The organism is Pseudomonas sp. 5P_3.1_Bac2 (genome assembly GCF_025465995.1).
Taxonomy (GTDB): Bacteria; Pseudomonadota; Gammaproteobacteria; order Pseudomonadales; family Pseudomonadaceae; genus Aquipseudomonas.
In genome coordinates, this window is the sequence record NZ_JANLNY010000004.1 from 495891 (window position 1) to 510722 (window position 14832).

Here is a 14832-nt window from a genome sequence, read left to right on the forward strand (position 1 = left end):
GGCCATGCTTTCAAGAACTGCTGCCGATCTGTACTGGATGTCGCGCTACCTGGAGCGTGCGGAAAACCTCGCGCGCATGCTCGATGTCAGCTATTCGCTGTCGCTGATGCCGCAAGACGGCCGTGGCGATGGCCTGGAAGAACTGGCCTTGCCGCTGCTGATCACCGGCACCCTGGAGGATTACCAAGAGCGCCACGGGCCGCTGCATGCCGAGCGCATGCTGCACTTTTTTGCCCTCGATGCGAGCAACCCGGCGAGCATCTATTGCTGCCTGCAGGCGGCGCGCACCAACGCCCATGCCGTGCGCGGGCGCATCACCGCCGACATGTGGGAGAACATCAACGCCACGTGGCTGGAAATTCGCGGCATCGCCGAAATGGGCCTGAGCCGCTACGGCATCAGCCGTTTCTGCGAGTGGGTCAAGGAGCGTTCGCACCTGTTCCGGGGAGCCACCTTCGGCACCATCATGCGCGGCGATCCCTATCGCTTTATCCGCCTTGGCACCTTTATCGAGCGCGCCGACAACACCCTGCGCTTGCTCGATGCGCGCTATGAAATGCTCGGTGAAGACATCGACGAAACCGATGGCCGCCCGGCGCGCAGCTATTACCAGTGGACCGCATTGCTGCGGGCGTTGTCGTCGTTTGAGGCTTTTGCCGAGATTTATCGCGGCTCGCCCGGCACCCGTAAAGTCTCCGAGCTGCTGTTGCTGCGCGCCGAAGTGCCGCGCTCGCTGCGGGCCTGCATCGACGAGCTGAGTCAGATTTTGCGCAGCTTGCCCGGCGACAACGGCCGCGCCGCCCAGCGTTTGGGCGCCGAGCTGCAAGCACGGCTGCACTACACCAGCATTGATGAGGTACTGGAGGAGGGCCTGCATGCCTGGCTCACCGATATGATTTTACTGGTCCGCGAACTCGGCCAGGCCATCCAAAGCTCCTATCTGGAGGTCGCATGAAACTGTCCATTAGCCACGCCACAACCTATCGCTATGAAGATCAGGTGCGCAGCAGCATTCAGTACCTGCGCATGACTCCCCACGACAGTGAGCGTCAGCAGGTGCTCAACTGGCAGCTGAATTTGCCGCGACCGGTGCGGTCCCAGCTCGACCCTTACGGCAACATTCTGCATGTGCTGACCTTGGACGAGCCCCACGAAGCCATCGTCATCGGTGCCCAAGGCCAGGTCGAGATCGATGAACGCAGTGAAGCCGAGCACGAGAGCCAGTCGCCGCTGCCATTTCTGCGCTTTACCCGGCTGACCGAGGCCGACGAGGCGCTGCGCGAGTTTGCCCGGTTACAGAGCAAGAACCGCCAGGACCGCAACGCTCTGATTGATTTAATGCACGCGCTCAACGCCCATATCAGCTACCAGCCCGGCGCCACCCAGGTGGATACCAGCGCGGCGCAGGCGTTCTCTGGCGGCAAGGGCGTGTGCCAGGACCACACCCATGCCTTCTTGGCCTGTGCGCGCAGCTTAGGGGTGCCGGCGCGCTATGTATCGGGCTATCTGTTTGCCGACAGCGACGAGCATCTGGCCAGCCATGCCTGGGCCGAAGCGTGGCTGGACGACGCTTGGTACAGCTTCGACGTGACCAACTGCCTGGCCAAGCCTGAGCGCCACCTCAAACTGGCGGTAGGCCTGGATTATCTCGATGCCTGCCCGGTGCGTGGCATGCGCATGGGCGGCGGCAGCGAGCAGATGCACGCACGGGTGGATGTGGCGCCGGTGTTTAAGGCCCAGCAACAGTAAATCCCGGGGCTGGGCCAAGGGCGCAGGGTTTTACGACTAATGAGCCATGGCCATTCAGCTAAATTGAGCGAAGATCAAGGCCTTTGCATAAACCATCCCGGAGGTGAGGCTATGAGTGCTTTGGTCACGTTACGTCAGTTATCGGGTTTGCCTGCTGCCCCGGCACCCTTAAGCGAGTCAGCGCTGATTATTGTCGATGCGCAGAATACCTATCGCCACGGCGTGATGGCGCTGGAAGGTGTCGAGGCGGCGTTGGATCAATGCCAGCTCTTGCTGGCGCGAGCGCGCGCGGCGGGCATCCCGGTGCTTCATATTCAGCATGATGCTGGGCCTGGCTCGCCCTATGACATCAGCGCTGAAATCGGCGCTATTGCCGCTAAGGTCGCGCCTATTGCCGGCGAAACTGTCGTGGTGAAGCACTATCCCAACTCTTTTGTCGGTACCGACCTGCACAAGCACCTGACCAGCGCCGGGGTGAAGCAGTTGGTGATCGTCGGCTTTATGACCCACGTCTGCATCAACTCCACCGCCCGTGGGGCCTTCAGCTTGGGTTATGGGGTAACGGTGGTCGGCAGTGCTACGGCCACTCGCGCACTGCCGGGGATCGAGGGCGAGGAGGTGCCAGCGGCGCAATTGCAGCGCGCCGCGTTGGCCATGCTGGGGGACATCTTCGCCGTGGTGGTGGCGCAGCCCAGCGATATTCCTGACTGAAACCTCTGGTTTAGGACGACGCTTTATCGGGCCTGGGGCTGGACTTTACGTCCGGCCATATGGCGCAGGTAGTCGATCAATTCCGCCAGTTGCGCGTCAGACAAGACTGCCTGGCTAATCGCGGGCATCTTGCTTTGCGGCCAGCGCCGCAGGCTTTGCGGGTCGCGGATATAACGGGCAAGAAAGTCGCCGTTGAAATACTCAGTAGGGCTGTAGGGAATATTTAAATCCGGGCCCAACTGCGCATCCCCCTCGCCATTTAAACGGTGGCAAGCCAGGCAGGTTTTGCTGAAGTGGGCAAAGCCGGCTTGTACCGCTGCGCTGGCATCCGCGGCGGGCAGCAGTTGTTTGAAACGTTGCGCCAGTGGCGCCAGTTGGCGGATCGCAACCACGCGAAATGGCCACTGCTCGGGGCCAATCTGCGCCGCCTCAGGGTTTTGCCAAACCAGATAAAACGGCCCGGCGCTGGCTTTATCCGCCGCTTTACCTAAACCCGGCCAAGGCTTGGCCGGGTCTTCTATGGCCAACCAGGCTTGGCTGCCTTTGTCGTTGAGCAGCAATGCCGCTGGCAGCTCAGCGACAAAACCGTCGCTGGCGATCAGTTGCAGGTGGTCGTCCTGGCTCAGTCCCGGTAGCAACTGCTTCATGGCGATGGCGCGGTAATGCATGGGCCGCTGGTAGCTGACATCAAGGTTGATGGTGATGCCTTGCGTATGGGCATCAGCTAGCAATTGTGCGCTGCTTAAGCGGCGTTGATGGCCGTCGCGGTCGATCTGCAGCTCGGCTCCATGCAGGGCCGTGGTGCATGCACAGAGGGCTAAGAAGAGTAAGCGGGACAGCCGCTTCAATCTTGCGACTCCAGAGCCGCTTTTAATTCTTCATACCCACCGGCATTGATCAGGTTGCGGTAGCCCAGTTCGCGCAGGCTTTGTTCGGCGATCCCGGAGCGGCGACCGCTGCGGCAATAAAGGACGATGGGGGTGTCTTTATCCGGCACCAGGGCGGCGATCTGGCTGCCGATCTCTTGGTAATCGATATGCTCTGCGCCGGGCAGGGCGCCGGCGGCGAACTCTTCGGCGCTGCGCACATCGATCAATACGGTTTCAGGGGCTTGCAGGGTCACTACGGCAGCGCTCAGTTCATTTTCCCCGGCCCACAAGGGCTGGCTGACTAAGCAAAACAGGCTAAGCAATAGGGCACGCATGGTCGGCTCCGACGGTTAAAGCCGTCACCCTAGCGGTCGCTGCCAAGGTTGCGCAAGTCTCACAAGACCAGACTGTGCAAGGGCAACCTAACTGCCGCTATCCGCGCATGGCGCGGCGCGGGTAGGACAGTCTGATGGGCCATTCAATTGATCATGGAGTTCAGGTTGGGGAGGATCAAGATCAACGTCGTCACCACGACAATCGCGCCGGCCTGGCGCATCTTCCTTGGAATAAACATGGCGGTTGGCCTAATTGTTTTTTGCGGCAAGAACTCGCCCGTAACGGCAGCGACGCCTTGCCTCCTGTTGAGCATCCAAGCCGTCCCGGCAGAACCCAGCGACGGCACCGACTGCATGACCCTAATGTGCATAGGGTCAATCTGAACTCTAGGGGGTTCTGGGCAATTCCATAGACGCCTTGATTACATCGATATAGCGCTTTTAAGCACTGTGGTTATGAGCAGCGCTGGTCGATGGTCAGGCAACCCTGAAGCTAGAGCCCTAATCCTGGCCAACAGCCGATAGGCGCCGTTGGTCTGAGCTGACCAGTCAATAGCCCTGAGCACTTCGGTCATTGAGCCAATTTGCCGGCGGCGTATGGTTGATCCACCTAACAAGAACAGGTGTGGCCAAGGTTGCACCTACACACTGCAAGTCTGAGGACGCCATGACCGAAGCATTTATTTTCGATGCGGTGCGCACCCCCCGCGGCAAGGGCAAGAAAGACGGAGCGCTGTACAGCGTTAAACCGGTGGACCTAGTCGCCGGGCTGCTTAAAGCCCTGCAAGCGCGCAATAACCTCGATACCAGTCAGGTCGACGATATCGTCCTGGGCTGCGTGACGCCGGTGGGCGACCAAGGCGCGGATATCGCCAAAACCGCGGCCATGGTCGCGGATTGGGATGTCAGCGTCGCCGGCGTGCAGCTCAATCGCTTCTGCGCCTCGGGCCTGGAGGCCGTCAACCTGGGGGCGATGAAGGTGCGCTCCGGGTTTGAGGATCTCGTCGTGGTCGGCGGCGTTGAGTCGATGTCGCGTGTGCCTATGGGCTCGGACGGCGGCGCTTGGGTCATGGACCCGGCCACCAACATGCACAGTCACTTCACACCGCAAGGGATTGGCGCTGATCTGATCGCCACCCTGGAAGGCTTTAGCCGCAGCGATGTCGACAACTTTGCCCTGCGTTCTCAGCAAAAAGCGGCGCGGGCGAGCCAAACCGGCAGCTTTAAAAAATCCCTGGTGCCGGTGACCGATCAGAACGGCATCGTGCTGCTCGATCACGATGAATTTATCCGTGGCGACAGCACCCTTGAAGGCCTCGGCAAGCTCAAGCCGAGCTTCGAGATGATGGGCCAGATGGGCTTCGACAGCACAGCGCTACAGGTCTACAGCCATGTTGAGCAAATCAACCACGTGCACACTCCGGGCAATAGCTCGGGCATCGTCGATGGTTCGGCCCTGATGCTGATCGGCTCTGCCGCTAAAGGTCAGGAGCTGGGCTTGAAGGCGCGCGCGCGCATCGTCGCCACCGCGGTGACCAGTACCGATCCGACCATCATGCTCACCGGCCCCGCGCCGGCCACCCGTAAGGCGCTGGCCAAGGCTGGGCTGAGCGTCGAGGACATCGATCTGTTCGAGGTCAACGAAGCCTTTGCCTCGGTGGTGATGAAGTTTATGCAGGACATGGGCGTGAGCGAGGACAAGGTCAACGTCAACGGCGGCTCCATCGCCATGGGCCACCCGCTGGGCGCTACGGGTTGCGCCATTCTTGGCACCTTGCTGGATGAGCTGGAGCAGCGTCAGCTGCGTTACGGCCTGGCCACCCTGTGTGTGGGCGGCGGCATGGGTATTGCCACCATCATCGAACGTATCTGATGAGCGTCCAGCCGCTGCTGCGCTCGGCCTGGCGTTGTTGGAATCTGGCTCAGAATGCTCATTTGCTACAGCAAACTGCGCTTCTTCGCCAAATTCCGCCTAGCCAGACCTTCGCTCGCGACGCGGCTGAATCGCTCCTCGAAACTGAGGAATGAAAAATGACTGACGCCATCCGTTATGAAAAAGGTCAGGACAATATTGTCGTGCTGACCATGGATATGCCCGGGCAAAGCGCCAACACCATGAACGCCACCTACCGTGCGGCCATGGCCGCCACGGTGGCGCGCTTGGAAGCCGAGAAAGACAGCATCGTCGGGGTCATCCTGACCTCAGCGAAAAAGACCTTCTTTGCCGGCGGCGACTTGGGTGAGCTGATTAAAGTCACCAAGGCCGACGCGCAAAACTTCTACCAGATGATCCTTGAGCTCAAGGGCCAGCTGCGCCGCTTGGAGACCTTGGGTAAGCCCGTAGTGGCCGCGATCAACGGGGCAGCCTTGGGCGGCGGCTGGGAGATTGCCCTGGCCTGCCATCATCGTATTGTCCTGGACAATCCCAGCGTGCAGCTTGGCCTGCCGGAAGTGACCCTGGGCTTGCTGCCCGGTGGCGGCGGTGTGGTGCGCATGGTCCGGCTGCTCGGCCTGGAAAAATCCCTGCCGTATTTGGCCGAAGGGAAAAAGGTACGACCTGATGCGGCGCTCAAAGCCGGCTTGGTCCATGAGTTGGCCACTGATGCCGACGATATGCTGGCCAAGGCCCGCGCCTGGATTGCAGCCAACCCGACCGCTGTACAGCCTTGGGATGTGAAGGGCTATAAGATCCCCGGCGGCACGCCGTCGACGCCTAGCGTGGCGCAGATGCTGGCCATCGCTCCGAGCGTGCTGCGCGATAAAACCAAGGGCTGTTTCCCGGCACCGGAGAAGATTATGTGCGCCGCCGTGGAAGGCGCCCAGGTCGACTTCGACACCGCGCAGATCATCGAGGCCCGCTATTTCACCGAGCTTGCCACCGGCCAGGTGGCGAAGAACATGATTGGCACCTTCTGGTTCCAACTCAATGAAATCAACGCTGGCGGCTCGCGCCCGCAAGGTTTCGCACCCTACGTGACCAAGAAGGTCGGCGTGCTCGGTGCCGGCATGATGGGCGCCGGTATCGCCTATGTGTCTGCGGCTGCCGGCATTGAGGTGGTGCTCAAGGATGTGTCGCTGGAGGCGGCGGAAAAAGGCAAAAGCTATTCGGCCAAGCTGCTGGAGAAAAAGGTCGGCCGTGGCCATATGAGCGCGGAGAAACGCGACGCGGTGCTGGCACGTATTACTGCAACCGATAAAGAAGCCGACTTCGCCGGCTGCGATTTGATTATCGAAGCGGTGTTTGAAGACCGTGAGCTGAAAGCCAAGGTCACTGCCGCCGCTGAGGCCACTGCGCTGAGCGATGCGGTGATCGCCTCGAATACCTCGACCTTACCGATCACTGGTTTGGCCACGGCGGTGCAGAAGCAGGACAAATTTATCGGCCTGCACTTCTTCAGCCCGGTCGACAAGATGCCCCTGGTGGAAATCATCAAAGGTGCCAACACCAGCGATGAAACCTTGGCTCGCGGCTTCGACTACGTCATGCAAATCAAGAAGACCCCGATCGTGGTCAACGACAGTCGCGGCTTCTTCACCTCGCGGGTGTTCGGCACCTTTACCAACGAAGGCTTGGCCATGTTGGGCGAGGGCGTGTCCGCTGCGTTGATCGAAAACGAGGCGCGCAAAGCCGGGATGCCGGTGGGGCCGCTGGCGATCAGCGATGAAGTGTCGATGAGCCTGATGGATCACATCCGCAAACAAACCATCAAGGACTTGGCCGCTGAAGGCAAACAGATCCCCGACCACCCGGCCTATGCGGTGATCGACCTGATGCTCAATGAGTACAAGCGCCCAGGTAAAGCGGCCGGCGGCGGCTTCTATGACTATCCGGCTGGCGGCAAAAAGCACCTGTGGCCCGAGTTGAAGGCGCGTTTTGAGCAGGCCGATGCGCAAATCTCCCAGGAAGACGTACGTGATCGCATCCTGTTTATCCAGGCCATCGAGACCGTGCGCTGCGTGGAGGAGGGCGTGCTCAAGTCGGTGGCCGACGCCAACATCGGCTCGATCTTCGGCATCGGTTTCGCCGCGTGGACCGGCGGCGCGCTGCAGTTTATCAACCAATACGGCATCCAGGACTTCGTCGCCCGCGCCCAGTACCTGGCCGAGCAATACGGCGAACGCTTCCTGCCCCCGGCCCTGTTGCTGGAAAAGGCGGCGAAGAAGCAGAACTTCTGAAGCGACTGAACTGAGCCAGCTGCACTAAAAAACCGGCCCCTAGTGGGCCGGTTTTTATTTGCACAATTACTTTTGGTTATCGTGATGGTTAGCTTTTTCAATTCTCTCGATCTGTTTATCGAGGCGTATGTTTTTCAATTCACGCTTTCGCTCAATGAGGCAAGGGTTGCCTTGTGTTAGCGCTGGCCGAGGTTTCTCTTCAAACAAATAGGGAGGTTTGCATGACGGTAGAGACATTGGCATTGAACCATTCGCTGAATGTGTTCCTCGCGGTGCAGGCCATTGGCCTCAGTTTATGGCTGAGCATTGCGCTGGTTAACAACCTACAGGCCTTTCGCAGCTCGGTAGGGGCGGTGGGAGCAACCATGGCCATGGTGCGCTTGCGCGAGAGCCCGGCCATCGAGACTCCTTTGCTGGCGCGTGCTGTGGCTTCACCACGCTGGCATCAACTGGCATTACTCGTTTTATTGGTGTTGCAACTGGCGGCGGCTCTGGCGGCATGGACGGGCAGTTACCACTTGATCGCCGGTGATGGCCTATTGAGCGCGCGGCCTTGGCTCAATCTGGCATTGAGCGCGTTTTCAGGCTTTATTTTCGCGATGCTATTGTCGGGCCTGTGGTTCGGTTATTGGATTCGTCAGGAAGGGCTGCAATTGACCCACCTGGTGCTGTCGGTTTGGGGCGTATTGGCGTTCTTTTTATTCAACCTCAGTTGGCCGTGAAGCGGCTCGAGGCCGTAATGCGCGAATAACGCCGCCTCTTTGACCGTGGGGAATAACACCTGCTCACTGTTTGTCCGTGGCCTGCCAAGGCATCAGCTGGTGAGTACTGAAGACGTCCCCCGGCGCAGTTTTGTATGCCGGGGGACAGTCAACAGGCGTTGATTTATCCATCTGCTAAGGAACAACCGCAGCGCACTCAAATGCTTTGCCTCCGTTGAGAGGCTAAGAGCGATTCAGCGGGCGTAATCAAGTCGATGGCCAGCGCCAAATCGGTTCGATTTTCGGCATTGGCTTCGCGGCTTGGACCGCCGCTGCAGTTTACCAACCAATGCGGTATCCAAGATTTCGTTGCCCGCGTCGGACTTCGTGCTGGGTAGTCCGTATTGGAAGGGTTGCTGCATGGCCAGTCGTGATGATCACTTCAACCATTGAGCAAACTGTTCAGCAGCCCCATCACCTTGCTGGGCCGCGTAATAAATAAGCTGTAGGTGGCGGTCTTCATCAATGGTCAGGCGGGTGTGCTCGAAGCCAATCCGACCAAGGCCAGGGATATTAAGTTGGCGCAGTTCGCTGCCGGGGCCATGGATGTCTTGCTGCTGCCAGGCGGCTTTGAAGTCAGGCGATAGTTTTTCCAGCTCTTTGATCAGTGCCGTGATGTCGGGCTCTTTGGTTGCCCGTACGAAGCTGCGGCGAAACTCCGAGAGCATCTGCAACGCCTGCTCGGCCCATGGATCAAACAGGGTCTGCATGGCTGGGTCGATAAACAACAAGCGCAGCAGATTGCGCTCACCAGGGGCGCAGTGAGAGAAGTGGAAGAGCTGGTCGGCGGCGGTGTTCCAGGCCAGTACATCCCAGCGCAAGTTGAGCACGTAGCAGGGGTGCTGGCTTAGCTCGCTCATCATGCGGTGAATCAGGGGCGGCACTACGCACCAGGTTTTACCTGGGGTGGCCGGCGGGCGCTGCTGCGTCAGTAGGTAAAGATAGCGGCGTTCGGCGGCATCCAGTTTGAGCACGCGGGCCAAGCTGTCGAGGAAGTCCGCTGAAACGCTGATCTCACGGCCTTGTTCCAGCCAGGTGTACCAAGTCAGGCCGACGCCAGCCAGCGCTGCGACTTCTTCGCGGCGCAACCCCGGCGTGCGCCGCCGACCGCCCGAGGGCAAGCCTACAGCGGCGGGGTCAAGACGCTCACGACGGCTGCGCAGGAATTCACTGAGCTCCTGACGGGTACGCTGCATGCGCGTTGACTCGGTCATCCGATTACCTCCAGTAACAGCATAAGCAGTTAAATTGTACTAGTTATAAAGTTTGCCAAGAATGCATGCAGCTGAATAACCCAAGGAAGTCAGCCCTGGTTTAAATGCCTGTTGCCAGGCATAGGGGCACAAGGAGTTGGCGATGTTGCGTGCAAACTGGACCCCTGTTTACCTGATCGCTCTGGGGGCATTTGCCCTAGGGATGGCCTCCTATGTCACGGCCGGTCTGCTGCCTTTGATCGTGCGGGACTTTAGCGTGTCACTGGCGCTCGCGGCGCAATTGGTGACGGCATTCACCCTGGCTTACGGGTTGGGCTCACCGCTGATCGTCGCTGTGCTGCCGGTGCAGCGTCAGCGTGAAGGATTGCTGATGGCACTGCTGGTGTTCGTCTTGGCCAATCTGGCCAGTGCGCTGGCGCCCACATTTGCCTGGCTGCTATTCACTCGTGCGGTCGCTGGCGTGGCGGCCGGCGTGTATCTGGCTATGGGCATGGCGGCCGCCGCCGGGCTTTGTCGTAGTCATCAGCAAGGTAAAGCCATCGCGCTAATCATGGGCGGTATGGCCAGTGGTACGGTCATTGGCGTACCGCTGAGTTTGTTGTTGGCACAGCACTTGGGTTGGGCGGCGGCAATCTGGTTGGTCGCCATTCTGGGCGGCTTAGCTTGGCTGGGACTTGCCTGGCGCTTGCCCGCGCTGGCGGCGACTCAGGTGCTGTCACTGCGCAGCAAGCTGCGGCTGCTGGGCGATGTTCAGGTGCTCTCGATCCTTCTGGTATCTCTGCTGGCGGCCGTGGCCAGCCTGGGCATGTACACCTTTATCACGCCATTACTGGCAGAGCAGGGCCACGGCCTGTTGCCCGTTGCGGTTTATCTGTGGGTATGGGGCATTGGTGGTGTGCTGGGCAGTTTTCTGATTGGGTCGTTGGTAGACCGCTACCCAGGTTCGCAGCTCACCCTGGGGATTTTGTTGCTGCTGGGCCTGTCTTTGCTCCTGCTGCCGCTGGCCGCACAGTTTGGCGCCTGGTTGCTAATGCTCCCGATAGCGGTATGGGGCGCGGTGGGCTGGGCGCTTCAGGTGCCACAGAACCAGGCGCTGCTTAATGCGCGAACGCAGCAAGGCGACGGTCATGTAGCGCTGGCATTAAATGAGTCGGCGCTTTATCTGGGCAGCGCCATCGGTGCCGCTTTGGGCGGTTTGCATATGTTGCAAGGCGGTAGCGCCTGGCTATTAGCCGTTGTCGCAGGCGCAGTGGCGCTGCTAGGGGCGTTGGTGCTATGGGGTGGTCTATTCAAGCGTAAACGCTCAAGCCAAGTTAAACCTTGAGTCGTGTGGGCGGGGGCTGCTTAACATTAGTCTCTTCCCCCAGGGCGGTAATCCCACCTTGGGGGAAGAGGCTAAGTGCGTGGTACTTATCGATGCAAGCGCGGCCGAACAGGCGCAGAAACAGAGTGACCAAGGACTGTGGTGAACCTGCTGTCATAGCCCTTGACTCAGCTTGAGCCGCTTACAGAGCAGGTGTAAGGGGCTCTTTAGCTACCACGTTCTGCTCAGGGTTTTGCGAAAACATATAGGTTTTAATTTTCCAATCCGCAGCCGTTTTTTCCAAGATAAACACTTCGCGGAAATAGGTTTTCAGCACAGCACCGCTGGTTTTGTCCAAGATGTCGGCGGGTTCTTCACAGCGCACCACGGCGACATCTTGATAGACCTGCTCGGACAGCACCTGCAACTCCCCGTTAATAGCAATGCTGGCGAAGGTGTGCTCATAGAACTGCCTGATATTGGCAGTACCAGCCAGGCTGGCTAAACCATCGGGGATAATTTCAGCATCAGTCGTATAGAGCTCTAAGATTTCGCTTAGATTGGCCTTCTTTAAATGAAGGCCATAGCGCTTGACCAATTCGCCAGGTGTCGGGTGCATGGCTGCTACCTCGCTTTATTTGTTTTTAATCCATTCATCGATGCTGTATTTGCCCGGACCTGAGGCGAAAATTAACAGCAGGCCGCCGGCGATCGCGATGTTTTTATCGAACATTAACGATGTGAGCATTTTCATTTCTTGCGGCACGGCCCAGTAGTTGTGGAACAGCACGGCTGTGGCGACGGTGAACAACGCCAGGATCAATGCAGACCATTTGGTTTTAAAGCCAACTAAGAAGGCGAACGTGACAAATATCTCAATGATTATCGCTGCCAGCGCACTTAAAGTTGGGAAGGGAAGATTTTGTGAGGCGATATAGCCAATGGTCTGGTTAAAGTTGAGCAGCTTGCTAAATCCCGAAGGGATAAACATGTAGGCAATCAGTAAGCGGCCCAGTGGAGCGAGGTAGGCGAGTGGGGTTGTCATGATTGATCTTCCAAGTTGACAGTTGATGGTTTGGTTATTGAATTGACTGGTGTTGAGCTGTGCTTAGGGCGTAATGGCTTGGCGCAGCGAAACGCTCTGCGCCAAGCCTATGTATCAGCGCCATACCGGAATGGTTCCGGAAGGGGTGCGCCGATCTCCCGCGTCCCTCAGGGTGCGGCCTAGTTCAGCAATACGGCGTTCACCTAGCTCAAGGGCTTGGGCCGAGGTATGCACTGAATAGCTGCCGAGGTGCAGTGGGTAGGCATGTGGCACGGCTGAGCCGAGCACAAACACGGCAGCCTCCTTGCCACGGTTTTCGAAAACGATGGGGGCTTCGCCAGGGGCAAAAACCGCCATCTGTCCTGCTGTCACAGGTGTGCCCGCATCAAGTGTGCCCTGCGCCAGAGCGAGCCAAGCCACACTGTGGCCAAGCGGCGGTTGGTATTTCCAACGTTCTCCGGGAGCTAAGGTAACCAACAGATAGTTGATGCCTTCCGGTGCCGGTACGGGGCTTTTGACACTGGCATAACGACCAATGATGAGATGGGCAGGACCAGTTTGCGGTACCGATTTGGCTTCGAGGTATTGGCTCTCCGGCTCGCTGTTTTCAAGTTCCGCCGGTAACGCCAGCCACAGTTGGAAGCCGCGAATGCGCGGCACATTCTCGACGAGCATTTCCTTGCCGTGCCAAACCCCGGCACCTGCTTTAAGCCACTCAACGCCGCCGTAGCTGATCGTGCCAGTGCCCGACTCCGGTACGTCAAAGCGCATCGCGCCGTCGACCAATACCGTTACTGTGGCCAGCCCCGAGTGAGGGTGTAGCGGCATGCCGCTTAGTGCCGGGACAGATGGGCCACTGACATCAAACAGATCCAAAAAGACAAAGGGCTTAACGATTTGCCCTAGATCAGAGGGACTCATTAACCGGGTTATCGGACCGTGTTTAAGCCCTTTGGTGATATGGATAATGGGTCTAGCAGTCAGGGCGGTGGAGTGAATAGTCATCAGGCTGTTCCTTAATCTATGGGTGATTTTGCCAACACCCTGTTTAAATTCAGACTTGCACTCGCCAATCAGTTATGTAGCAAAACTTGCGTGTTGGGTTGAGCGTTGTCTGACAAATATGTTTGGTTGTAAGTCATTTAAATAGCCATCGAGTGTTGCTGGTGATGGGCTATTGGCAGTGCTGCTGCCTGTCTTCGTGGTGATGCAGGAAGTTAAGCTCCAGTGCTGCAATAAGAAAAACTTCCGGAGCTTGAGTTAATTAAAATCTGCGCCAGCGCAAAATAAGTGCGGCGTTTATTTTGATTGGCTCTACGGTTGTATTGAGCTTGGTTTTGTCCAACATTTATTGCTGGTAGTTACTAAAAGAACTAGCAATCTCAGCAAGCTTTCCTATACCCGTTACGCCATTGCTTGGACTCTTTGCGTAACTGATCGAATCAGTGTTTTGAAACCTCAGGCAAATACAGATTACCGTTGCGCAATCTGCTGTGATAGCGTCAGGAAATGTCTTGCTGTGTCGCAGAATGTGGAACGCCAACAATGAATATTGAGGATTTGCAGACATTTGTCGCTGTCGCTGATGCTGGCGGTGTATCGCCCGCCGCCCGCAGGCTTGGGGTGTCTAAGTCGATTGTGAGTCGCAGGCTGATGCGCCTGGAGGCTGAGCTTGAGGTGCAGTTGCTGGCCCGCAATACTCGCGGCGCCTCGCTGACTGAGGCTGGCGTGACGTTTCGCGACCATGCGGCACGGGCCTGCGCTGAGATCGACAGCGCCCGGGAGGCCATTTTGCCCGATGGTGACCTGCGCGGACGGATGCGCATTGCCGCGCCGCTGTCCTTTGGTTCTACCCATCTGGCGCCGGTCTTCGCCGAGTTAGCGCGCCGCCATCCGCAGCTCCAGGTGCATGTGTCCTATGGCGATGGCATCGTTGATATCGTTGCCAAAGGCTTTGATTGCGCGGTGCGAGTCGGCTCCTTGGCCGATTCCAACTTGATCGCGCGGCGCATCGCCCCGCTAGGGGGCAACTATGTCGCCAGCCCGGAGTACATCCGCCAGCATGGCAACCCAGAGACCCCCGAAGAGCTGTTGACCCATCAAGTGCTGATGCAAGGTACGGAAGCATGGCCGCTGTTCGATGGCACTAAGGTTATCCATGTGCATCCCCAGGGCCGTTTTAAGGCGGATAACGGCGTGGCGCTGACGGTGGCCGCCTTGGCCGGATTGGGCATCGCGGCATTGCCGGACTTTCTGATTACGGAGCATTTGGCTTCGGGGGCGCTGGTACCGGTTTTACGCAATTACAGCTTTCCCGATGGCGGTATCTACGTGGTACGTCCACCGGGCCAGCACCCCGCACGCAAGGTGCGAGTGCTCACTGAGCTCTTGATCGAATACTTTGGATAAGAGTGGCTGCTGCGCGTGTTGATCGAGCGGCTAGAGCGGGCTTGGATTAACGCGCCTGTTTGCACGGGCGTTCGGCTCGCGGCGCAGGCACCGTTTGTACGGCCAGGCTAGATAATAGAGGTAGTGGGCATGAGTGCATGCTAAGCCGCGCTTGGAGTCTGGGTCCCAAGCTTTAGGGGCACTGCTTGGCGGCTACCTGGCGAGGGCAGCGACAAACTTATTCTGTTGTACTGCTTAAACAGAATAAGTTTGTCGCTAAT

At 58.5% G+C, this 14832-nt stretch carries 14 protein-coding genes and 1 pseudogene; 9 read left to right on the forward strand and 6 right to left on the reverse strand.

Annotated elements, in window-relative coordinates; all coding sequences use genetic code 11:
- The first annotated feature begins 4 nt into the window (after positions 1 to 4).
- The 3 genes from NTD81_RS03675 (at position 5) to NTD81_RS03685 (ending at position 2460) form a co-directional block, all read left to right on the forward strand.
- Positions 5 to 955, forward strand: a complete 951-nt coding sequence (locus tag NTD81_RS03675; protein WP_262179522.1) for an alpha-E domain-containing protein — start codon at positions 5 to 7, stop codon at positions 953 to 955.
- Positions 952 to 1749, forward strand: a complete 798-nt coding sequence (locus tag NTD81_RS03680) for a transglutaminase family protein (RefSeq protein ID WP_262179524.1) — start codon at positions 952 to 954, stop codon at positions 1747 to 1749. Before NTD81_RS03675 ends, NTD81_RS03680 begins: the two co-directional genes overlap by 4 nt.
- A 111-nt stretch (positions 1750 to 1860) precedes the next feature.
- A complete protein-coding gene (locus tag NTD81_RS03685) occupies positions 1861 to 2460 on the forward strand; it encodes a cysteine hydrolase family protein (RefSeq protein WP_262179525.1) in 600 nt (199 codons plus the stop codon).
- Between the two features lie 23 nt (positions 2461 to 2483).
- Here NTD81_RS03685 and NTD81_RS03690 read toward each other — a convergent pair whose 3' ends face one another.
- Positions 2484 to 3308, reverse strand: coding sequence for a c-type cytochrome (locus tag NTD81_RS03690; RefSeq protein WP_410017111.1), 825 nt, complete (start codon positions 3306 to 3308; stop codon positions 2484 to 2486).
- A complete protein-coding gene (locus tag NTD81_RS03695; protein WP_262179526.1) occupies positions 3305 to 3664 on the reverse strand; it encodes a rhodanese-like domain-containing protein in 360 nt (119 codons plus the stop codon). The genes NTD81_RS03690 and NTD81_RS03695 overlap by 4 nt, the downstream gene beginning before the upstream one ends.
- Before the next feature lie 667 nt (positions 3665 to 4331).
- Here NTD81_RS03695 and NTD81_RS03700 point away from each other — a divergent pair.
- From NTD81_RS03700 to NTD81_RS21385, 4 genes and pseudogenes are all read left to right on the forward strand, one after another.
- Complete coding sequence (locus NTD81_RS03700; RefSeq protein ID WP_262179528.1) at positions 4332 to 5537, forward strand: acetyl-CoA C-acetyltransferase; 1206 nt, start codon at positions 4332 to 4334, stop codon at positions 5535 to 5537.
- A 158-nt stretch (positions 5538 to 5695) separates the two neighbouring features.
- Positions 5696 to 7840, forward strand: coding sequence for a 3-hydroxyacyl-CoA dehydrogenase NAD-binding domain-containing protein (locus NTD81_RS03705; protein ID WP_262179530.1), 2145 nt, complete (start codon positions 5696 to 5698; stop codon positions 7838 to 7840).
- Between the two features lie 221 nt (positions 7841 to 8061).
- Positions 8062 to 8562 (forward strand): DUF2165 domain-containing protein, encoded by a 501-nt coding sequence (locus tag NTD81_RS03710; protein ID WP_262179531.1) that lies wholly within the window; start codon positions 8062 to 8064, stop codon positions 8560 to 8562.
- 268 nt (positions 8563 to 8830) lie between these two features.
- Positions 8831 to 8918, forward strand: a pseudogene (locus NTD81_RS21385) (hypothetical protein); the annotation flags it as partial.
- Positions 8919 to 8978: 60 nt separating this feature from the next.
- Here NTD81_RS21385 and NTD81_RS03715 read toward each other — a convergent pair.
- Positions 8979 to 9815 carry a helix-turn-helix transcriptional regulator gene (locus tag NTD81_RS03715; RefSeq protein WP_262179533.1) on the reverse strand — a complete coding sequence of 279 codons (837 nt, stop codon included), beginning with the start codon at positions 9813 to 9815 and terminating at the stop codon, positions 8979 to 8981.
- Positions 9816 to 9957: 142 nt separating this feature from the next.
- Here NTD81_RS03715 and NTD81_RS03720 point away from each other — a divergent pair, with 142 nt between their 5' ends.
- Positions 9958 to 11139 carry an MFS transporter gene (locus tag NTD81_RS03720; protein ID WP_262179535.1) on the forward strand — a complete coding sequence of 394 codons (1182 nt, stop codon included), beginning with the start codon at positions 9958 to 9960 and terminating at the stop codon, positions 11137 to 11139.
- A 181-nt stretch (positions 11140 to 11320) separates the two neighbouring features.
- Here NTD81_RS03720 and NTD81_RS03725 read toward each other — a convergent pair whose 3' ends face one another.
- The 3 genes from NTD81_RS03725 to NTD81_RS03735 form a co-directional block, all read right to left on the reverse strand.
- Positions 11321 to 11737: a YybH family protein gene (locus tag NTD81_RS03725; RefSeq protein WP_262179537.1), complete on the reverse strand. Its 417-nt coding sequence runs from the start codon at positions 11735 to 11737 to the stop codon at positions 11321 to 11323.
- A 15-nt stretch (positions 11738 to 11752) separates the two neighbouring features.
- Complete coding sequence (locus tag NTD81_RS03730) at positions 11753 to 12163, reverse strand: DoxX family protein (protein WP_262179539.1); 411 nt, start codon at positions 12161 to 12163, stop codon at positions 11753 to 11755.
- A gap of 114 nt (positions 12164 to 12277) precedes the next feature.
- Positions 12278 to 13168, reverse strand: coding sequence for a pirin family protein (locus NTD81_RS03735; RefSeq protein ID WP_262179541.1), 891 nt, complete (start codon positions 13166 to 13168; stop codon positions 12278 to 12280).
- 540 nt (positions 13169 to 13708) lie between these two features.
- Between NTD81_RS03735 and NTD81_RS03740 the strand changes: the two genes are divergently transcribed.
- Entirely contained in the window at positions 13709 to 14572 is an 864-nt protein-coding gene (locus tag NTD81_RS03740; RefSeq protein WP_262179543.1) for a LysR family transcriptional regulator, read from the forward strand.
- Positions 14573 to 14832: the final 260 nt, after the last annotated feature.